Origin of the sequence: Pseudomonas sp. RW407 (genome assembly GCF_003176655.1) — a bacterium.
Taxonomy (GTDB): domain Bacteria; phylum Pseudomonadota; class Gammaproteobacteria; order Pseudomonadales; family Pseudomonadaceae; genus Pseudomonas; species Pseudomonas delhiensis.
Genome location: NZ_QGSL01000005.1, coordinates 1 through 19,295, shown reverse-complemented (window position 1 = coordinate 19,295; position 19,295 = coordinate 1). Strand labels below are relative to the sequence as shown.

20 protein-coding genes, 1 tRNA gene and 1 pseudogene are annotated in these 19,295 nt (G+C 54.5%); 9 read left to right on the top strand and 13 right to left on the bottom strand.

Features of this window, described 5'->3' with window-relative positions; translation table 11 throughout:
* Positions 1–111, top strand: a pseudogene (locus tag DK254_RS00575) (nicotinate-nucleotide diphosphorylase (carboxylating)); the annotation flags it as partial.
* A gap of 12 nt (positions 112–123) precedes the next feature.
* Here the strand turns inward: DK254_RS00575 and DK254_RS00570 are convergent.
* The 5 genes from DK254_RS00570 to DK254_RS00550 all read right to left on the bottom strand — a co-directional run bounded on the left by DK254_RS00570 (position 124) and on the right by DK254_RS00550 (position 2,422).
* Complete coding sequence (locus DK254_RS00570) at positions 124–456, bottom strand: DUF5615 family PIN-like protein (RefSeq protein WP_109931574.1); 333 nt, start codon at positions 454–456, stop codon at positions 124–126.
* Entirely contained in the window at positions 453–680 is a 228-nt protein-coding gene (locus DK254_RS00565) for a DUF433 domain-containing protein (RefSeq protein ID WP_109931572.1), read from the bottom strand. Before DK254_RS00565 ends, DK254_RS00570 begins: the two co-directional genes overlap by 4 nt.
* A 154-nt stretch (positions 681–834) precedes the next feature.
* Positions 835–1,110: a type II toxin-antitoxin system HicB family antitoxin gene (locus tag DK254_RS00560; RefSeq protein ID WP_371921080.1), complete on the bottom strand. Its 276-nt coding sequence runs from the start codon at positions 1,108–1,110 to the stop codon at positions 835–837.
* Positions 1,111–1,121: 11 nt separating this feature from the next.
* Positions 1,122–2,195, bottom strand: coding sequence for a diguanylate cyclase (locus tag DK254_RS00555; RefSeq protein WP_109931570.1), 1,074 nt, complete (start codon positions 2,193–2,195; stop codon positions 1,122–1,124).
* 151 nt (positions 2,196–2,346) lie between these two features.
* Positions 2,347–2,422: transfer RNA gene (locus DK254_RS00550), tRNA-Thr, on the bottom strand.
* A gap of 171 nt (positions 2,423–2,593) precedes the next feature.
* Between DK254_RS00550 and DK254_RS00545 the strand changes: the two genes are divergently transcribed.
* From DK254_RS00545 to DK254_RS00535, 3 genes are read left to right on the top strand one after another with little or no spacing between them, the layout of a single operon-like run.
* Positions 2,594–3,901 carry a nucleotide sugar dehydrogenase gene (locus tag DK254_RS00545; protein ID WP_109931568.1) on the top strand — a complete coding sequence of 436 codons (1,308 nt, stop codon included), beginning with the start codon at positions 2,594–2,596 and terminating at the stop codon, positions 3,899–3,901.
* A complete protein-coding gene (locus DK254_RS00540) occupies positions 3,885–5,066 on the top strand; it encodes a glycosyltransferase family 4 protein (protein WP_109931566.1) in 1,182 nt (393 codons plus the stop codon). Before DK254_RS00545 ends, DK254_RS00540 begins: the two co-directional genes overlap by 17 nt.
* A complete protein-coding gene (locus DK254_RS00535; RefSeq protein WP_109931564.1) occupies positions 5,063–6,145 on the top strand; it encodes a glycosyltransferase in 1,083 nt (360 codons plus the stop codon). Before DK254_RS00540 ends, DK254_RS00535 begins: the two co-directional genes overlap by 4 nt.
* 4 nt (positions 6,146–6,149) lie before the next feature.
* On the opposite strand, the gene DK254_RS00530 is transcribed toward DK254_RS00535, so the two are convergent.
* From DK254_RS00530 to DK254_RS00495, 8 genes are all read right to left on the bottom strand, one after another.
* Positions 6,150–7,391, bottom strand: a complete 1,242-nt coding sequence (locus DK254_RS00530; protein ID WP_109931562.1) for a CDP-glycerol glycerophosphotransferase family protein — start codon at positions 7,389–7,391, stop codon at positions 6,150–6,152.
* Between the two features lie 28 nt (positions 7,392–7,419).
* The gene (locus tag DK254_RS00525) at positions 7,420–7,812 is read right to left on the bottom strand and encodes an adenylyltransferase/cytidyltransferase family protein (protein WP_109931560.1); all 393 of its coding nucleotides are present in this window, start codon (positions 7,810–7,812) and stop codon (positions 7,420–7,422) included.
* Complete coding sequence (locus DK254_RS00520; RefSeq protein WP_109931558.1) at positions 7,809–8,786, bottom strand: glycosyltransferase family 2 protein; 978 nt, start codon at positions 8,784–8,786, stop codon at positions 7,809–7,811. The genes DK254_RS00525 and DK254_RS00520 overlap by 4 nt, the downstream gene beginning before the upstream one ends.
* Complete coding sequence (locus tag DK254_RS00515; RefSeq protein WP_109931556.1) at positions 8,773–9,519, bottom strand: methionine biosynthesis protein MetW; 747 nt, start codon at positions 9,517–9,519, stop codon at positions 8,773–8,775. Before DK254_RS00515 ends, DK254_RS00520 begins: the two co-directional genes overlap by 14 nt.
* A gap of 8 nt (positions 9,520–9,527) precedes the next feature.
* The gene (locus DK254_RS00510; protein WP_158546384.1) at positions 9,528–10,814 is read right to left on the bottom strand and encodes a flippase; all 1,287 of its coding nucleotides are present in this window, start codon (positions 10,812–10,814) and stop codon (positions 9,528–9,530) included.
* Positions 10,815–10,871: 57 nt separating this feature from the next.
* A complete protein-coding gene (locus tag DK254_RS00505; protein ID WP_109931552.1) occupies positions 10,872–11,738 on the bottom strand; it encodes a glycosyltransferase family 2 protein in 867 nt (288 codons plus the stop codon).
* Positions 11,728–13,686, bottom strand: coding sequence for a tetratricopeptide repeat protein (locus DK254_RS00500; RefSeq protein ID WP_177411998.1), 1,959 nt, complete (start codon positions 13,684–13,686; stop codon positions 11,728–11,730). Before DK254_RS00500 ends, DK254_RS00505 begins: the two co-directional genes overlap by 11 nt.
* 66 nt (positions 13,687–13,752) lie before the next feature.
* Positions 13,753–14,172, bottom strand: coding sequence for a pilin (locus tag DK254_RS00495; protein WP_109931550.1), 420 nt, complete (start codon positions 14,170–14,172; stop codon positions 13,753–13,755).
* Between the two features lie 232 nt (positions 14,173–14,404).
* Here DK254_RS00495 and pilB point away from each other — a divergent pair, with 232 nt between their 5' ends.
* The 5 genes from pilB to yacG all read left to right on the top strand — a co-directional run bounded on the left by pilB (position 14,405) and on the right by yacG (position 19,088).
* Entirely contained in the window at positions 14,405–16,108 is a 1,704-nt protein-coding gene (gene pilB, locus DK254_RS00490; RefSeq protein ID WP_109931549.1) for a type IV-A pilus assembly ATPase PilB, read from the top strand.
* Between the two features lie 3 nt (positions 16,109–16,111).
* Positions 16,112–17,329 (top strand): type II secretion system F family protein, encoded by a 1,218-nt coding sequence (locus DK254_RS00485; RefSeq protein WP_109931547.1) that lies wholly within the window; start codon positions 16,112–16,114, stop codon positions 17,327–17,329.
* A 2-nt stretch (positions 17,330–17,331) separates the two neighbouring features.
* Positions 17,332–18,204, top strand: a complete 873-nt coding sequence (locus DK254_RS00480) for an A24 family peptidase (RefSeq protein ID WP_109931545.1) — start codon at positions 17,332–17,334, stop codon at positions 18,202–18,204.
* Positions 18,205–18,273: 69 nt separating this feature from the next.
* Positions 18,274–18,882 carry a dephospho-CoA kinase gene (gene coaE / locus DK254_RS00475; protein WP_089390517.1) on the top strand — a complete coding sequence of 203 codons (609 nt, stop codon included), beginning with the start codon at positions 18,274–18,276 and terminating at the stop codon, positions 18,880–18,882.
* Positions 18,879–19,088 (top strand): DNA gyrase inhibitor YacG, encoded by a 210-nt coding sequence (gene yacG / locus DK254_RS00470; RefSeq protein ID WP_089390516.1) that lies wholly within the window; start codon positions 18,879–18,881, stop codon positions 19,086–19,088. Before coaE ends, yacG begins: the two co-directional genes overlap by 4 nt.
* Positions 19,089–19,295: the final 207 nt, after the last annotated feature.

Below are 19,295 nucleotides of genomic sequence, written 5' to 3'. Positions count from 1 at the left end.
AACGAGAGCACCCTGCGCGGCATCGCCGAGACCGGCGTGGACTACATCTCCATCGGCACCCTGACCAAGGACGTCAAGGCGCTGGACCTGTCGATGCGGTTGAGCCTGTAACGGCGCCGCGGGTCAGATCAGCTCCACCAGGCCGATGCGCTCGTCTTCCAGGCTCCTTTTCAATTGCTCTGCCGAATTGCAAAGGGCCTGGACGATTGACTGGTTCGAACCGTTACCCATCGCCAGCAGGATCACCTTGGGTGGATATCCCCAAGCTGCCTGCAAATCATGAAAGTCCTCATCCTTGGTGACGATCACGTAGTCGCGCTGCTTCGTGTATTCCCATATCCGCCTATCACTTACCTGCTCGAGCCCGAGCAAGGCAACCTGGGAAGAACCGGGAAAGTCCATTTCCAGGGAGGGCAACATGCGCCGGGAAAGATTCTCGTCCAGCAAAAGCTTCATGCCGCCTTGATCCACGCCGAATGCTTCATGCGAGCCGCCGCGAAGGCCAGGCAAGCGAGAATGTCTTCACGCTCGAGCTCCGGGTAGTCAGCGATGATTTCTTCCTGGCTCATTCCGGCGGCCAGCCAGCTCAGGACATCCTCCACGGTTATCCGAAGCCCGCGCACACAGGGTTTCCCGCCACGCTTGCCGGGCTCCAGGGTAATCCTCGACTCATCCGCCATGGCTCTGTCTCAGTTGAAAGGGTAACGTCATCCAACTGTATCATCCGCCTCGGCTCGCATAGCGAGCTTGGCCTGTAGCGGCGCGACGGGCCAGGTCAGCGCCACGAGGCCGATAGCTCATCCAGCAAGCGCCTCTTCGAGGGTATTCGGCGCCTCAACCATGGTGCTGCAGATATTCGCTCAGCGCCTGCCGGGCAAGGTCGTTCAGGCTCATGCGCTGCCGGTTGGCCGCCACGCTCGCGGCCAGATGCAGGTCATGGCCGACCCGCACATTGAACGATCCCTTGCAGGGCACCTCTGGCTCCCGCCCCTGTTCCTGGCAGGTGGCCAGGTAGTCGTCCACCGCCTCGCGGAAGGCGGCCTGCAATTCGCTCACTGTCTCGCCTTCGTAATTGACCAGCGCACGGATGAAGAGCAGCTTGCCGAACAGGCAGTTGTCCTCTAGGCCAGGCGCGCCGCGGCGTCCAGTTCGGAAGCCAGGACGATGCGGTCGCGCCCCTGCCCCTTGGCCTCATAGAGCGCCTGGTCCGCCCGGCGCAGCCACTCGGTGGCGTCGGGCATGGCCGGATCGAAACCGGCGATGCCGATGCTGAGGCTGACGCGCAACTCCGGCACCCGCTCCCAGGCCTCCGCGGCCAGTTCGCGGGACAGCCGCCCCAGGACCTCCCGCGCCGCCTCCGGCTCCAGCCGCGGCAACAGCACGCAGAACTCGTCGCCGCCGTAGCGCCCGGCCAGGTCCTCGGCCCGCAGATGGCTGCGCATGAACTCGCTGAGGCGACGCAGCACCAGGTCGCCGATCACGTGCCCGTGGCTATCGTTGGTGGCCTTGAAGTGATCGACGTCGATCAATGCCAGCGAGGCCTGCTGCTGCGCCTGCCGGCAGTGCTCGAACTCCTGCTGCAGGCGCTCCTTCCAGTAGCCGCGGTTGAACAGCTGGGTCAGGCTGTCGGTACGGCTCAGGTCCCGCAGCGCCTTCTTGTGCCGCGACAGCTGGATGGCCAGGCGGTAGAGCACCAGGCCGATGGTCATGGGGTGGATGACCAGCATGGGAATACAGGCGTACAACTCGACCTGGGACGTGTCGGGCGAGAAACCGAAGCCCAGCAACAGGCCGGACAGCACCATGCCCAGCGACTGCAACACGAAGCCCTGGACCACGAACCGCGCCCCGCCCGCCGCCGTGTTGTTCATCGCCAGCATGGAAAGCATCATCACCGAAGGCAGCACGTTGAACTGGATGGTGGCGATCCAGAACCCGCCCATCAGCGAATCGAACAGCACGAAACGCCGCTCCAGCTCCTTGGGCCGCGATGAGCGCGAGGTGACCTGGTAGGCCATCAGGGGCCACAGGTAGCAGAACCACAGCAACAACCCCCACAGCCACGCCGAATACCCCTTCCCCCAGAGCACACCGGCAACACAGAAGAACCCCACGGCCAAACCCACCGCGCGCGGCAAGAGCACGCGCTGGGCATAGGAACGGCTGAACCTGGCGGACTCACTCGACTGCTTCACAGACCGCTCCCTTCCTCACCGAAAGCTTCCCTGGGCAGCGGCAGTATAGTCCGGCGCCTGATGGCCGTTCGATAGCATCCATGCGGCGGATACGACGGTTTCGGAGCCGAAAAAGCAAAAGGCCCCGCCGAAGCGGGGCCTTTGCCAGAGATGGTGCCGGTAAGAGGAATCGAACCCCCGACCTTCTCATTACGAATGAGCTGCTCTACCGACTGAGCTACACCGGCGGCGCGGCGTAAGCTAGCACTCTAAAAAGGCCAAATCAATCGCTCCGGATTCATCCGTGAACCAGCATTGGCGAGAGCGCCATCACAGTTTTCCGCGTGCGCCCACACCACGTTTCCTCCACAGGACAAAGTCCGACAGAATAGCGCGTCGATCCTCTCAGGAAGTCGGATATGAATGCGCTAGACCTGCTCCGTCAGAAAATCACTGACAATGACTTTGTTGTCGGCATCTACGGACTTGGTTACGTTGGCCTGCCATTGGCGCTTCGGTTTGCCGAGGTTGGCGTGCGGGTCATAGGTTTCGACATCGACCCAGAGAAAGTTCACAAGCTCAACGCGGGCAAGAGCTACATCGAGCGACTGGAAAGCAATCAGATTGTCAAAGCTCTAGAAAGCGGCTTCGAGGCAACGGACGATTTCTCTCGCAGCATAGAGGTCGACGTACTGATCATTTGCGTTCCGACCCCCCTCGATCGCCACCATGAACCGGACCTGAGCTTCGTGGTGAACACAATAGAAGCCATTCTGCCGCACTTCCGCGCAGGCCAGATGCTCAGCCTGGAAAGCACGACTTGGCCAGGCACCACCGAGGAAGTCCTCCTCCCCCGTCTTCGCGAACACGGTTTCGAACCCGGAATTGACTGTGCGCTGGTCTTTTCTCCGGAACGGGAGGACCCGGGCAACCCCGTCTACGGCACCAGTGACATTCCCAAGGTAATTGGAGGGCAAACTCCTCTCTGCCTAGAATTGGGGCAGGCCGCCTACGCTCACGCCATCAAGACGCTGGTGCCTGTCAGCAGCCCACGAGTGGCGGAAATGACCAAACTGCTCGAAAACATCCACCGAGCAGTGAACATCGGCCTGGTCAATGAGATGAAGATCGTCTGCGATAAGATGAAAATCGACATCCATGAGGTGATCCGAGCTGCAGCGACCAAGCCCTTCGGCTTCGTTCCCTACACTCCTGGACCAGGTCTCGGCGGCCACTGCATCCCCATTGATCCGTTCTACTTGACCTGGAAGGCCAAGGAATACGGCATCAATACCCGCTTCATCGAGCTAGCCGGCGAAATCAACCATTACATGCCGCACTGGGTCGTTCAGAAAATAGCGGATGCCCTTAATGACCGCGGTCGTGCCATCAAGGGCAGCCGTATTCTGGTACTAGGCCTGGCATACAAAAAGAATATTGACGATACACGTGAGTCTCCTGCAGTGGAAATCATGTCACTACTGGAGGGTAAAGGAGCACATGTGGAGTACTCAGACCCTCATGTACCAAAGTTTCCAAGCAAACGGGACTACTCATTTAACCTTGAATCGGTAGAGCTAACGCAACAAAGCTTGCAGAGCTTTGATTGCGTGGTGCTAACAACCGATCACGATACCTTCGACTACGAACTGCTGCAGAAGCATTCACCGTTGTTAATCGATACTCGAGGACGCCTAACCGGGGCAGCCAATGTCGTCAGTGCCTGAGCAAATGCACCGAAGCTGGAAGATTCTCCTAATCACCCGCAACCTCCCCCCATTAGTAGGAGGCATGGAGCGCTTGAACTGGCATCTGATCCAAGAGCTAGCCAAGGCTGCGCAGGTTATGACCATCGGCCCAAGTGAAGCGGCCCTCTTGGTGCCAAGCAACACCATCTTCAACCCGGTGCCACTACGACCACTCTGGCGCTTCCTCTCGAGTGCATTCAGGCAAGCACTATGCATCTCTCGGCGATGGCGCCCCCATATCATCATGGCTGGTAGTGGTCTCACAGCTCCGATTGCCCTGCTAGCCGCCCGAACTTGTGGCGCAAAAGCAGTGGCGTATGTACACGGACTGGATGTCACGATCCAAAATCCAATCTACAAAACGCTGTGGCTTCCTGCACTTCGACGGATGGACCGCATAATTGCCAATAGTCATTCTACTGCGGAGTTTGCCCGCTTAGCAGGAATTAGCGAGCAACGCATCGGCTTAGTACATCCTGGCGTAACAGTGCCAGCCCCTCCAGCCTCTACCGATCAATTGCAAAATTTCAGAGCAAAGCACAATCTCGAGGGCAGGGATGTGCTCATCTCTGTCGGCCGACTGACCGCTCGAAAGGGATTGCGCGAATTTGTACAGTTGGCACTTCCCCTCATCGTCGCCGAGCGTCCAGATGCACTCCTATTGATAGTGGGCTCAACCCCCAACGATGCCCTTCACGCACATACCCAGACGGCAGAAAGCATTGAAGAGGTGGCACGAACTGCAGGTGTCGCCAACAACGTTCGGCTAATCGGACAAATCACCAACACAGACGAACTGCTCACTGCATATCAGTCGGCCATCGCGCACATTTTTCCTGTTCGCCATATTCCCAATGATACGGAAGGGTTTGGTATGGTAGCAATTGAAGCAGCGGCCAACGGCGTACCCACGGTGGCATTTGCCACGGGAGGCATCATAGATGCCGTCGCTGAAGGAGAGTCGGGTTACCTGGCACCACCTGAAGATTATGAATTCCTGGCCCAGTTGGCTCTTCGCGTAATAAAGTCACCCGGCAGTATGCATACCACCTGCTTGCGTCATAGTGTAGCCTTCGCATGGGAAAACTTTGGCAGAGCTGTACTCGATCAGCTTGAGCAGCCCGCTCCCTCGCACCGATCATGAGCACACTTTTCATCGGCAAGCGCTTTTACACTAACAGGGATGCTCTGAAGGACCAATTTGGTAGAATTTACCAGCTTCCGAGGTTCTGGGCGGAAACAGGTATGGAAGTCAATCTCTGGCTGATCGACTATCACACCAAGGAACGGATGAGTGAGCATCACCAGAGCCTGCGAATTCATTCACTCCCAGTCTTCAGCTTGCATAGCCTGAGACACCTACTTACCAGTCTGCGACGAAGACCGCGAAATGTAATTGCCAGTGGTGACTGCTATATCGGACTGCTGGGATACATGATTGCTCGTCTGAGCGGCGCTGGGTTCACTTTCGACATTTACGACAAGTACACTACCTTTCCTGGATATCGCAAAATCATAGGCATCGATCCATTCAAATTCCTAGTCAAAAACTCAGACCACCTGCTCTTTGCCAGCACAGTATTAGCAGCCGAGACCACGCCCTATCAAAGCCGAAAAGCAACATTCAGTATAGCCCCGAACGGGATCGACTCTAAAATATTCTACCCGAGATACCGCACTCATTGCCGAAAAACCCTAGGACTCGACACGCATTCATTATATGTAGGCTACTTCGGAAGTATGGAACCAGATCGAGGCCTAACTGATCTGCTGACTGCCATCCGATATCTCCGTCTAAGCGGCCTTGAGATTCGACTACTCCTAGCAGGAAATAAATCTGCAAATTTAAATATAAGCGACGACTGGGTTGACTATCTAGGCAATATTCCACATACAAAAGTGGCAATAGCTCTCTGCTGCTGTAATGTCTTATCCTTGCCCTATAGAAATTCGGACTTCTTAGACATGGCCTCATCCTGCAAGATTGCTGAATATTTGGCTGTTCAGATTCCTATCGCAGCAACCCGCACACCAAATCTCATACAGAACTTTCCGACTCAAGCACTGCAGCTCGAGAATGTACTAGCAGCTCCAAATGACCCCACTAGCCTAGCCATGAGCATAGCCCAACAGCTTATGGCGCCGGTACTAGCAAGCACACCGCTGGAGATGGACTGGCAACACATTGCTGAGCGGATCCTTCGAGAGTTGCCTGTACGCTGATACCTCATACTGGTATCGAGTTGAGGCACTCAAGCAAACGAGCTGATGCCGCAGCATCACGATGGTCAAAAGCGAGGCGTAAGACCATCTCTCGTCTTCCCGCATATTCATCAATACCAACAACCTGCCTCTCTAGAGAAGCAAGCAAATCATCAAACGTATGTGCATGAGCCCCGGGAGTCATATCTGGATAGGGAAATAGAAGAGATCTGTCGTCTCGCAGATACTCATCCAAGTCGTACGGATAGAAAATAATGGGGCGATCAAGGAGAAGAAAATCGAAGTAAATAGACGAATAGTCAGTTATCAGAATATCTATACCAGCCAAGAGAGGATAGATATCCGAGTCAGGATCAATATCCACTAAGAAAGGAGAGCTCTCCATACTATATCGGCCTTGCATGAGCGGATGCAATTTTAGGACAAACAAAATCCCAAGACGCTCGCAAAAAGCAGACAAACGCGATAGATCCATGTGACCGGTGTCGAAGGGGGAGATTTTTCCATTACGAAAAGTCGGCATATATGCCACGATCTTGCCACCCGACTCACGGTGCGCATGAATTCGCTGCCTCGCCACAGCATCCACATTGCAATTCACCAATCCACCAGACTGCCTCAGAGCGTCGAGCATGGCATCATTCCTTGGATAGCCCAGCGCTAGAATTTTCTTCGCGTGAAAGCTCCGTTGAAATGCCTTCTCGGTGAAATACTCGGATGTAGAGACCAACAGATCGGTGCGTCGATATCTCCCCAACACTCCCTTGTACATCCCCACTAGCCATCGTTTAAAGGGAGATAGTCGAGCCAAACGACGACGATGAAGATCCAGCTCAATTTCCTTCAGTGGTGCACCATGCCATAACTGAATAAGACGAGCACCACGAATCAGCCCTATTCGCCCATGCTCTCCGTAATCCATGGAGTCGACCACCAGAATGCCAGCACGTAGCAATCTAATGAATGCAGGCCAGCTTGGATAGCGTAATACTTTAACACCTTGCTGTTGCAGCATGGATGCGGTAGTGGTTGATTCAGTTAGGAATGCGCAGCGCCATCCGGGAGTTTTGTCCTGCAAATAGCAGAAGAAATGCTTAGCATTATCCAAAAACTTTCCGTGCTCGCGCCCTAAAACGAGAATACTGAATGAATCACGAGGTATCATCAATGTGAGTGGGTAGGCAACAAGTCTAGATACCAGTGCCAATAAAGCAGCACCCGTTGCAAATATCGCTTTGTGAAACATCAAGAAACCACCTCGACGAGAAACAAGGCTAAGTGCGTATTCGTTCTATTACTTCTGTCGTAGAGATCGACGGTGTACGCGGTAGATAAATAACCTCACACCAAGGCATTAGCCAATCGAATCTTCCGCCCCAGTCATCACCCATGACTAGTATGTCAGCACGGTACTCTCGAATGTACTCCAATTTCTGCTCTAGAGAGTGCTCGAGAAACACTTCGTCAACACAGCGCAGCGCTTGGATCAACCTGACCCGCTCACCTTCTGGGTATATGGGATGACGTCCTTTTTTCGAAATATTCAAAGCATCGGTCGAAACGCCAACAATCAAACTCTCCCCCAGCTTTGCAGCACGCTCAAGGAGATTGAGATGTCCGACATGAAAGACATCAAAGGTCCCAAAAGTGATGACTGTCTTCTTCACTTACTTACCTTGCAAAATGATCTTGAAATCCAAACGGGTGCCTCCCGAGCAAATCGACGCATGAGTTCCAATGAAATAGCACCCGGCCATCGAAAGAACAAACGTCCCGCCAGAGTGAAGTGCCGGGACCGGCACGCCCATAGGAATAAGAAATAGGCTTCTAGGCGAACCTCTAGTGCAAGGCGACGCCGTATGGCCATACACATATCTGGTCGGTCAACAAACCACCCCAGCGATAAATCGAGAAGCTCGCGCATATGGGTGTGACGCGACTGATTTGAACTGGTCGAGACAGCCAGTACGCGATACAGATACAGGGGTTCGGACACATACCGTAAAAAAGCACCAGCGGCCAGCAATCGAAAAATAAACTCCGAGTCCTCGGCATAGGGCCTACATCCCTGGCGTACTCCTGAGGACTCCAGCATCGCGCGCGAAACCAGGGGCTTCATCAGTAGCCTAGAAGAACCGGCCCATGCAGCACTAGGAATATCCTGCACTCGAACCTCAGGCTTGGTACCAAAGGCTTTTGGTCCACGCAAACGCCGCCAAGGCCTCAAACCATGAATAGTGGAGATACATTCAAAGATATCGTCGAAGACTATAGCATAGTCATCATTACCTGCTGCCTCAACCAACCTTTCCAGACGCTGCGGCATCCATTGGTCGTCAGCATCTAGAAATGCCAGCCAGCGCCCACTAGATACATCAATGGCCCGATTCCTAGAAATACCAGCCCCACAGTTTCTATCGTTATATAAAATACGAACCCTAGAGTCAGACAATAATTGGAGACGCTGTCGAGTATCGTCGATTGACCCGTCATCACAAATAATTATCTCGATATCCCGGTAGGTCTGCGCCAGCACAGACTCAACCGCATCGACTATAGTCGATGCGGCATTGTAGGTAGGTATCACTACTGATACCCGCCCCTTGGAAAAATCCTTGGCCAAGCTATCAGGCTTGTACATTAGGACTCAGCTCATAGACGACCTGAGCCGCAAACAGTGCAGGACACCAATTGCTGAGCCAGCGTATCAGCCTGTCGGGTTTGTCCACCTGAGCCTGGCAATTATGAATATGCATTCCCAATACAGCCGCCCACTGCTCGAAGTCCTTTACCGTCCAAAAACGAATATGCTCACGCATGTGGTAAATTATTGTGGTAATGGGAAAGCGGCCACCGAACATTAACCTGAGCCGATGCAACAGGAAACCGGCATTGGGAATCGTTATGAAAATTCGACGCGGAGCAAGTTCGATAACTTGTCGCACCAGATCCTCTGCATCTACCACATGCTCAATCACCTCCATTAATACAACGACATCCCAGTCTTCGGTGAATTGCTCAACGAGTCGCTTCCGCGGGTTAATCTGGGTCGTCCTAATACCTGAAGCGGCCAACCTCTCTAGAGCAGTAGAAGAAATATCCGCTCCATGCCCATTACAATCCGGTCGATTGCGCGACAAGTAGCGTAAAAAGCTTCCTTCACCACAACCGACATCTAAAACAGACGAGTTTATCGGCAGTGCGCCGGCAATCAGGCGATAGCGATCCATCTCCTTGGCTGTACGTTGCTCCTGGACTCGCATCTGCCAGTAAGTTTCATAGTCCTCGAACTCCTGCAATGGAGCCGGACGAGTTATCTCACGCCAATATCTACTAAGAATCCGGAGTACAGGTATTTTATTTAAAATTTTCATCAAAACCTTCAGACACCCAAGACCGTAGGTCGTATATCCAGTCGCTGGCGAACTTGCAGCAGTAGAACAACACGTGAAAATAGGATACTACCGCAGGTGGCGATAGCCGCACCAATGGCACCGTAACGCGGAGATAGCAGGGTATTTAGCAAGATATTCAGTAGAACACCCAACGCAACACCAAACAGATGAGACTTCTCGTTGCCTGACATATTTAGCAAAGTCCCAAGAGGACCGCCAAGCACGGCAACTAACTGAGCAACAATCAGTATCTGTAAGATAGTCGCACCCTCAGCATAACTGTGCCCGTATATTAATGGAACCAATTGGGGAGCGAAGATAAAAATGATCAAGGCAGGCGGCACTGTCAACAAAGCCAGTCGCCGCCCTAGCGATGTCACCAACAACTGCAACTCATCCTTTTTCTTCGATGCCAAGAGCCGGGCAAAACTTGGAGCCACTGCTGTAACCGAAGCCATACTCAAAAAAACCAATAGCTCTGCGGCCCTAGAGGAAACACTATAAATCCCTAACTCCTGTGGCTTGCTGTTGATCCCCAGCATGATCAGATCGATTCGGCTGGAAACAAAATAAGTGCAAGCCAGCAGCATAAATGGAAAAGCCTGCCCAACTCGCAGCGCAGCAGCCTCCTGCGACACCTTGGGCGACACAGCCTGGCGAAATTGCAAATGATTGATCAAAAGTGCTATCGCCGCAGAAATCGTCGAAATCGACATGAGCTGCGCGGCACTTACTCCGCCTTGCGACAACCATAAAACTGAGCAGAGAAGAAAGGACACTGTCGGTATCAGGAGCAAGGATGGCCATTGACTACGCACCAGCCAACCTTGAGCCTGCAACAATGCCTGACGAACACTACTCAACGCCAAGAGCAATGGCAACGGGGCTGCTGCCAGGAAGATATGACTATCGAATCTCAGCTGAGCTAACGTGCCGAATATAACAAGGACAAGAGCACACACTCCACCACAGAGAAAAGCTCGTTGATCCGCAAAGGTTCTCATCCACGCTAGACAATGCGGCGCCTGCACACCCTCTCGAATCAGGTACTGGGGAAAACCAAGTCCCGCCAAGATCGCAAGCAACGATACCCATGCATTAACGAAGGAGTACACACCGAACTCGCTCGCTCCTAGGGCGCGAGCAAAAACGATACTGGAGCAAAATGCCATAGCAGCTGAAAGCAGTTTCAGTAATGTGCCCAACCCTGCAGCGCGCAACGGTGCCTCCCACCCAGAGGAGGAACCACCGTTTCTCTGTAAGCACTTGCTCATGAAAGGTAGCACCTTACTAAGCATGACAGACATCCCATCTGCTCATCCCCGCGTGAACTAGCTCCGATCCTGCCCTGCTGAATCCTTATACATAAGTGCTGTGATTTGCTCTGAAATTAGCCCCATCAAAAATATCATTACCCCTCCGGTATAAAGAAGAGCACTCATATTGGTGAAGCGCCCGTGTAAAAGATAAGTGTATCCATACCAAAATGTTGCCAAGATCATTATAAAAGCTGCTATCGGTGCAAACAGTTTCAAGGGCGAGTAAAGCGTACCAATCTTGAAAATTATCAGCAAAAATCGCACACCATCCTTGAATGGCTTTATATGGCTAGTTCCAACTCTTTTCGCTGCATGAATAGGAACATAGAAAACCGAATAGCCCGCCCGAAAAAACGCCATGGTAGAGGTAGTTGGATATGAAAAACCATTTGGTAGTAGGTAGAGAAACTCTCTAAATTTTTGCGCCCTCACGGCACGGAACCCCGAGGTAAGATCCTCGACACGATGCCCAGTCATGTAGGTAGCCAGACTATTATAGAAGCCATTGGCCAAACCTCGGCCCATACTGGCCTGAGAACCGCTCTGACGCGCACCGACTACCATATCATGCCCCTCCTCCAGAGCCTCTAGCAGCCTCGGAATATCTGACGGGGAATGCTGACCATCAGCGTCCATGAAAACGATGACATCACCTCTTGCCTGCCTTGCCCCAGACTTGATCGCTGCGCCATTTCCTTTCGAATACAAATGCCGGACAACCTTAGCACCAACCCCTTCAGCAATTTTAGCGGTAGCATCAGTGGAACCGTCATCAACTACGATAATTTCTGCGTCACCATATAGCTCCCGAATACCCTCAATCACATTAGCGACTGCCTCTGATTCATTCTTCGCCGGAAGAACAACACTAAGCTTCATCGATAATACCTACTAGATTAAATTTCGAACGCGACGACTGCATCTGGCTGGATCCTAATATAAGAGAACGTATACGCTCGAATTCCGCCTCATACACTTCAGGGGATCTTTTCAGCTTGAAAGTGGGTTGCTTGCGGTAGACCCTCTCCGCCTGATCGAGCAACTGCAGAGCACCCTCTGCATAACCGCTACTAGCCACTTCCGCGACCATCATCATCGCTGCATCGGTATCATTGTATCGACTGATAGCAAGGGAATAATTCGCCAAGGCCTGCTGGCGCTTCCCTTGCGATAGGAGCAGCTTCCCTTTCAGATATGGTGTCAGTCGGCGGAAAAGTGCAAAGCGCCCATAACGAGAGCTGGTTTCCATACGCTCCAAAAGCTCCACACTAGGCTCGCGATAGCGGGCCAGAACTCTTTCGCGAGCAATAACTTCAGCAAGCGAACGGACACCTCTAACTGCTTGGGCATCAAAGGGTTGTTGAGAAAGGCGGAGCGCAGCTGCTTGAAAATCTGCGTTAATCGCAACCCCTTGCTCGACTCGCAGCAACAGCCCGTTGATGGTCAGCAGAGCACTATCGGGTAGACGTTGTGAAGCCTGATCAATAAATACAAGAGCGTCCCCCCCTCGGCCAAGCCGATTCAAGCGCCAAGCAATAGTGCTCTGTGCTCTAGGAGACTCTGGTGTATTGTTCGCCCAGTACATTTCTAGGCGATCGGTATCACCCCATAGCTCAGCGCGCTGCCAAGTCATGCAGGCTAAAAGCAGGATTACCGACACAGCCACCAATACAGAAACGGATACACTGACTCTATCCGCCAACCAAACAATGAACAGCGCCAACGGAAGAAACAAAAACAACGCAGACAAATAATTTCTATGCTCGAAATACAATTCAAGCCCAATGAGTGTTGACTCCACTATATGCGCGACAAAGAAGAAAAGAATAGCCAAGGCCAGTAAAGGGATACGTCTACGCGCAAATAGAGCCAGAGCAAGCAAGCAGAGCAATAGCAAGAACGAATAAAGAGTTGAGAGCGGATGCAGCAGCGAACTAGATACAGAAAAACCATCTTGAAACAAACCACGCCCTTCTATACGCGGAGCCACCAGATTCATCAGATATTCGGCGACAATGCGACACTCACTATACAAACGCTCAATCTGATTAAAGGAGCGATTGGGCCAGGGTTCTGCCGAAAAATTTAGATAACTCAGCAATACCCCTATAATTAAAAATGAAGGCATCCAAATGAAAAAAAGGCGCCAGCGCCAATCAAGCCTACTTTGACTCGGATTGCAAAACTCAATCAATCCCAGAAGGAGCGGCAAAAGTATGCCATTTTCTTTGCTTAAGGTTGCCAGCACTGTCCCTACGATGAGAGAAACACTCATCAACCAGTACCCTTGCTTGGCATAGCCCTGAGCTAGCGCTAACCGCCCCTTTAGATAACCGACTATACCAACAAGGCTGAACAACGCTGCCAGTTGAGCCATTCGCTGGACAACATAAAGGGTAGTAGAAACAAAAAAAGGATGTAGCAGCCAGAGCGCACAAGTAAGAATGGCGACCCACTCTGCCTTATCTCTTGGATAATTATACAAGCGCAGCAAAAGAAAGGTGGACCAGCACAACAATAAGCCGCACAGCAAATGAATCAGAAGATTTGTAGACTTAAAATAGCTTCCCTGACTGGGCCATGCATTGTCGTTCAATAAAAAACTAGCCAATGCGACAGGACGACCGCTGGGGCCAGACCAACCATTGAATACGAAACTTTTGAAGGTTTCCCAGTCCACTACTCCACCGTAGGCGGAAAGATCACTGAGGTTGGGAAAATCATCGAAGAGAAAACCGCCTTTCAATCCTGGGAAATAGCAGAAAGCCGTCAACCCCATAATCAGCAGAAGCATAGCCAAGGGAAGATGGCGAGACATCAGGCGCATTGTAATAAATCTCAAATATGGAAACGCCCACCAAGGGGTGGGCGTTTATACAACGAAAACCAAGAATTAACGGCAGCTGGCCGGACGATACTTGGTCTCTACAGTACCACCTTTACATTTCCAAGTGATGGAGCCAGAGCTAGTGGTCGGGCTCAGCAGCAGAGTTTTGCCATCATCAACCTTGTCGTTGAAGGTAATGGTGATGAGACCAGTATTGGCTGTCACACCTACCGACTTGACCGCATTACCTTTGATGTCAGTAGCAGTAGCCAAGCCAGCGGAAGCCTGAGACGGCGGGAACTTGCCTTGGGAGGAGAAAAACTCAGTCACAGAAGCCTTAGCACCACCAGCCAGAGACAGACCCTCGGCCACATGAGAACGCTTGGTGTAGTCCTGATACGCCGGCAGGGCGATAGCAGCCAAAATACCGATGATCGCGACAACGATCATTAATTCGATCAGGGTAAAACCTTTTTGAGCCTTCATGAAACTCTCCTTGAAATGGGAAGAGGTCTATCGACCTTTCAGAAAAAAAGCACAGATCGTGCCAGACATCACCGTGCGCTGAAGGCCGCGACCTACAGGCGTAGCCCCATGAAGAGAACATCGTCTGAGGGCAGGTTCTGACAAAAAATGGCACCTTCAATGATGGGCATTTGGCACCATCGCCCTCGTGCGTTATAAGTCCTGTCCAACTCAACTCGCATATTTGCCCCCAATGAACGATCAAGCCGTGCTTTCCGGCCTCGCCCGCCAATTGGTGATCGCTGATCTGTTGGACGAAAAGAGCGCCCAGCAAGCCCAGCAGCAGGCTCAACGAAACAAGCTTTCGTTGGTGACCTACCTGGTACAGAACAAGCTGGTCAAAAGCCGGCCACTGACCGAACTGGCGGCGGATCAGTTCGGCATAGCCTTCTGCGACCTAGGGGCCATCGACAAAGAAGGCATTCCCAAAGAACTGATCAGCGAAAAGCTGGTTCGCCAGCACCGCGTCATTCCATTGTGGCGTCGAGGTAACAAGCTATTTGTCGGCATCTCCGACCCAACCAACCACCAGGCCATCACGGATGTCCAGTTCAGTACAGGCCTGACCACCGAAGCTATTCTGGTTGAGGACGACAAACTCGGTGATGCAATCGAGAAGCTCTTCGAGAGCGCTACCGGGGGGCTGGACGACCTGGGCGACGTCGATCTGGAAGGCCTGGACATCGAAAGCGGCGACGCCGAGCGTAAGGAAGAGACCATTGGCGGCGATGCAGATGACGCGCCGGTGGTGCGCTTCGTCAACAAGATGCTGCTGGATGCCATCAAGGGAGGCTCGTCCGACCTGCACTTCGAGCCTTACGAGAAAATCTACCGGGTGCGCTTCCGTACCGACGGCATGCTGCATGAAGTGGCTAAACCACCGATTCAGTTGGCCAGCCGGATTTCCGCGCGCCTCAAAGTAATGGCGGGCCTGGATATTTCCGAGCGGCGCAAGCCCCAGGACGGCCGTATCAAGATGCGTGTGTCCAAGAGCAAGTCCATCGACTTCCGCGTCAACACCCTGCCTACGCTGTGGGGCGAGAAGATCGTGATGCGGATTCTCGACTCGGCCAGCGCACAGATGGGCATCGATGCGCTGGGTTATGAGGAGGAGCAGAAAGAGCTTTACCTGGAAGCCCTCAAGCAGCCCCAGGGCATGATCCTGGTGACAGGCCCCACCGGCTCGGGCAAGACGGTATCCCTCTATACCGGCCTGAACATCCTCAATACCCCGGACATCAATATATCCACCGCAGAGGACCCGGTGGAGATCAACCTGGAGGGTATCAACCAGGTCAACGTCAACCCTCGCCAGGGCATGGATTTCGCCCAGGCCCTGCGCGCCTTCCTGCGCCAGGACCCGGACGTGATCATGGTAGGCGAGATCCGCGACCTGGAAACCGCCGAGATCGCCATCAAGGCGGCGCAAACCGGCCACATGGTGATGTCCACGCTGCACACCAATAGCGCCGCGGAAACCCTGACGCGTCTGCTGAACATGGGCGTGGCCTCCTTCAACCTGGCTACCTCGACCAACCTGATCATCGCCCAGCGCCTGGCGCGCAAGCTTTGCGCCCACTGCAAGAAGGAGCACGATATCCCACGCGAAACCCTGCTTCACGAGGGCTTCCCCGAGGAGCGGATCGGCAGCTTCAAGCTGTACTCCCCCGTGGGGTGCGAAAATTGCAAGAACGGCTACAAGGGCCGCGTGGGTATTTATGAAGTGGTTAAAATCACGCCGGCGTTGCAGCGGATTATCATGGAAGAAGGCAACTCCATTCAGATCGCGGAGCAAGCCCGCAAAGAAGGCTTCAATGACCTGCGCACCTCAGGCCTGCTCAAGGCCATGCAAGGCATTACCAGCCTTGAGGAAGTCAACCGCGTGACCAAGGATTAATCCATGGCGGAAAAAGCACTGAAGATGAGCGTCTTTACCTGGGAGGGTACGGATCGCAAGGGCGGGAAGGTAAAAGGGGAGCTTTCCGGCGCCAACACTGCACTGGTCAAGGCACAACTGCGCAAGCAGGGCATCAACCCGACCAAGGTACGCAAAAAAGGCATTTCGCTGTTAGGCAAGGGCAAGAAGATTAAGCCCATGGACATCGCCCTATTCACTCGGCAGATGGCCACCATGATGGGCTCGGGTGTCCCCCTATTGCAGTCCTTTGACATCATCGCCGAGGGCTTCGACAACCCCAACATGAGGAAGTTGGTCGAAGATATCAAGCAGGAGGTCGCTGCGGGTAATAGCCTAGCCAACTCATTGCGCAAGAAGCCACAGTATTTTGATGATCTTTATTGCAACCTTGTGGATGCAGGTGAGCAGTCTGGTGCACTGGAAACACTACTGGACCGGGTGGCGACTTACAAAGAAAAGACTGAGTCCCTGAAATCCAAGATCAAAAAGGCGATGACCTACCCCATCGCTGTGGTAGTTGTAGCAATTGTAGTTTCAGCGATCCTCTTGATTAAAGTCGTCCCTCAATTTCAGTCTGTTTTTGCCAACTTTGGCGCTGAGCTTCCTGCCTTTACACAGATGGTTATTGGCCTATCTGAGACGTTACAGAAGTGGTGGTTTATTGTATTGATAGCAATGTTCATCATTGCTTTCGCTCTCAGAGAAGCCCACAGGCGGTCAGAAAAATTCAGAGACTCAGTTGATCGCGGAATTCTTAAACTACCAATTGTCGGCGGTATCATTTATAAATCTGCCGTAGCCCGTTATGCACGTACCCTTTCGACTACCTTTGCAGCCGGCGTGCCACTGGTAGAAGCCTTGGACTCGGTATCTGGCGCCACCGGCAACGTGGTCTTCCGCAACGCGGTGAACAAGATCAAGCAGGACGTTTCTTCGGGCACTCAGCTCAACTTCTCCATGCGCACCACCGGCGTTTTTCCAAGTATGGCCGTGCAAATGGCAGCCATCGGCGAGGAGTCCGGCTCCTTGGACTCGATGCTGGACAAGGTCGCCAGTTACTACGAAGAAGAAGTCGACAACGCCGTCGACAACCTCACCACCCTGATGGAACCCATGATTATGGCGGTCCTCGGCGTACTGGTCGGCGGCCTGATCATCGCCATGTACCTCCCCATCTTCCAACTGGGTTCCGTCGTCTAAGCATGCCTGTACTCGACTTCCTGGCCAGCCACGCGCTGGCCTTTGTTTTATGCGCCGCCCTGCTCGGCCTTCTGATCGGCAGCTTCCTCAACGTAGTCATCCATCGCCTGCCGAAGATGATGGAGCTGGAATGGCAACAGCAGGCGCGGGATGCGCTTTCCCTGCCCCAGCCCGAGCAGAAGGCCACCTACAACCTGGTGCTGCCCAACTCCCAGTGCCCGCATTGCGGTCATGAGATCCACGCTTGGGAGAACATCCCCGTGGTGAGCTACCTGGCCCTGCGTGGCAAGTGCTCGGCCTGCAAGGCGCCGATCAGTGCGCGTTATCCGCTGGTCGAGCTGGCCACCGCCCTGCTCTCCGGTTTCGTTGCCTGGCACTTCGGTTTTACCTGGCAGGCCGGGGCCATGCTGTTGCTGACCTGGGGGCTGCTGGCCATGAGCCTGATCGACGTCGACCACCAGTTGCTGCCGGATGCGCTGGTGCTGCCGCTGCTCTGGCTGGGGTTGATCGTCAACTACTTCGGGCTTTTCGCCAGCCAGGGCGATGCGCTCTGGGGGGCGGTGTTCGGTTACCTGAGCCTGTGGTCGGTGTACTGGCTGTTCAAGCTGCTGACCGGCAAGGAAGGCATGGGCTATGGCGATTTCAAGCTGCTGGCCATGCTCGGCGCCTGGGGCGGCTGGCAGGTGTTGCCACTGACCATCCTGTTCTCGTCCCTGGTCGGGGCCGTGCTGGGGGTCATTCTGCTGCGCCTGCGCAACGCCGAGACCGGCACGCCGATCCCCTTCGGGCCCTATCTGGCCATCGCCGGCTGGATTGCGCTGCTCTGGGGTGATCAAATAACCACTACCTATCTGCAGTTCGCCGGCTTCCGGTAATCCTGCTCGAGCGCTGCCTCTCCGGCCCGGCGTTCGCGGGACGACGGGGAGCCAGGCGCGAGGAGTACGATGAAACCCTGGATCCTTGGCCTCACCGGCGGCATCGGCAGCGGCAAGAGCGCCGCCGCCGCCCACTTCGCCAACCTCGGCGTGCACATGGTGGATGCCGACCATGCCGCGCGCTGGGTCGTCGAGCCCGGCCGGCCCGCGTTGGCGAGCATCGTGGAGCGCTTCGGCGAAGCCATGCTGCTGCCCGACGGCAGCCTCAACCGCGCCGCCCTGCGCGAGCGCATCTTCCAGTCCGCGGAGGAGCGCCGCTGGCTGGAGCAGCTGCTGCACCCGCTGATCGGCCAGGAGATCGCCAGCAACCTGGCGCAGGCCGAGTCGCCCTATGCCATCCTGGTCTCGCCGCTGCTGGTGGAGTCCGGGCAGCACCGCATGGCCCAGCGGGTGCTGGTGGTGGATACCCCCGAGCACCTGCAACTGGAGCGCACCGTGCGTCGGGACAACGTCCCCGAGGAACAGGTGCGCGCCATCCTGCAGGCGCAGGCGCAACGCGACGACCGCCTCAAGCATGCCGATGACATACTGCTGAACGACCGCGATCTCGGCCACCTGCAGCGCGAAGTGGAGCGCCTGCACGACTTCTATCTCAGCCTGCGCGGAGGACGCCCATGAGCCAGCCCCTGACCGTTGAATGCCCGACCTGCGGCGCCCCGGTGGAATGGAGCGCCAAGAGCCTCTACCGCCCCTTCTGCTCCGAGCGTTGCAAGCTCATCGACCTGGGCGCCTGGGCCGCCGAGGAGCATGCGATTCCCGGCAACGACCTGGAGGACGACGTGTTCTCCGCGGAGCTGGATGCACCGCCGCTGCGGGGGCATTGAGGGTTCGCGAGTTGAATGGGCCGGCCTGTTGGCCGGCATCGCGGATGAATCCTACGCGGGCCGAGCCATGCCATTCCCCTGTAGGAGCGCGCCCTGCGCGCGAATCGCGGGCAGGGCCCGCTCCTACAATGGGGCGACATGGGAGACGCGAATTTTGATCCAGTCACCCCCGCGAACGAGGGAGCCCAGAAGACAGTTGCTCCTACG

Bases quoted from the DNA above. Each gene is read 5' to 3' on its own strand.
- DK254_RS00570 (WP_109931574.1), bottom strand. From the start codon at position 456: ATGAAGCTTTTGCTGGACGAGAATCTTTCCCGGCGCATGTTGCCCTCC.
- DK254_RS00565 (WP_109931572.1), bottom strand. From the start codon at position 680: ATGGCGGATGAGTCGAGGATTACCCTGGAGCCCGGCAAGCGTGGCGGG.
- DK254_RS00545 (WP_109931568.1), top strand. From the start codon at position 2,594: ATGAATGCGCTAGACCTGCTCCGTCAGAAAATCACTGACAATGACTTT.
- DK254_RS00540 (WP_109931566.1), top strand. From the start codon at position 3,885: ATGTCGTCAGTGCCTGAGCAAATGCACCGAAGCTGGAAGATTCTCCTA.
- DK254_RS00535 (WP_109931564.1), top strand. From the start codon at position 5,063: ATGAGCACACTTTTCATCGGCAAGCGCTTTTACACTAACAGGGATGCT.
- DK254_RS00530 (WP_109931562.1), bottom strand. From the start codon at position 7,391: ATGTTTCACAAAGCGATATTTGCAACGGGTGCTGCTTTATTGGCACTG.
- DK254_RS00520 (WP_109931558.1), bottom strand. From the start codon at position 8,786: ATGTACAAGCCTGATAGCTTGGCCAAGGATTTTTCCAAGGGGCGGGTA.
- DK254_RS00515 (WP_109931556.1), bottom strand. From the start codon at position 9,519: ATGAAAATTTTAAATAAAATACCTGTACTCCGGATTCTTAGTAGATAT.
- DK254_RS00510 (WP_158546384.1), bottom strand. From the start codon at position 10,814: ATGAGCAAGTGCTTACAGAGAAACGGTGGTTCCTCCTCTGGGTGGGAG.
- DK254_RS00505 (WP_109931552.1), bottom strand. From the start codon at position 11,738: ATGAAGCTTAGTGTTGTTCTTCCGGCGAAGAATGAATCAGAGGCAGTC.
- DK254_RS00500 (WP_177411998.1), bottom strand. From the start codon at position 13,686: ATGCGCCTGATGTCTCGCCATCTTCCCTTGGCTATGCTTCTGCTGATT.
- DK254_RS00495 (WP_109931550.1), bottom strand. From the start codon at position 14,172: ATGAAGGCTCAAAAAGGTTTTACCCTGATCGAATTAATGATCGTTGTC.
- pilB (WP_109931549.1), top strand. From the start codon at position 14,405: ATGAACGATCAAGCCGTGCTTTCCGGCCTCGCCCGCCAATTGGTGATC.
- DK254_RS00485 (WP_109931547.1), top strand. From the start codon at position 16,112: ATGGCGGAAAAAGCACTGAAGATGAGCGTCTTTACCTGGGAGGGTACG.
- DK254_RS00480 (WP_109931545.1), top strand. From the start codon at position 17,332: ATGCCTGTACTCGACTTCCTGGCCAGCCACGCGCTGGCCTTTGTTTTA.
- coaE (WP_089390517.1), top strand. From the start codon at position 18,274: ATGAAACCCTGGATCCTTGGCCTCACCGGCGGCATCGGCAGCGGCAAG.
- yacG (WP_089390516.1), top strand. From the start codon at position 18,879: ATGAGCCAGCCCCTGACCGTTGAATGCCCGACCTGCGGCGCCCCGGTG.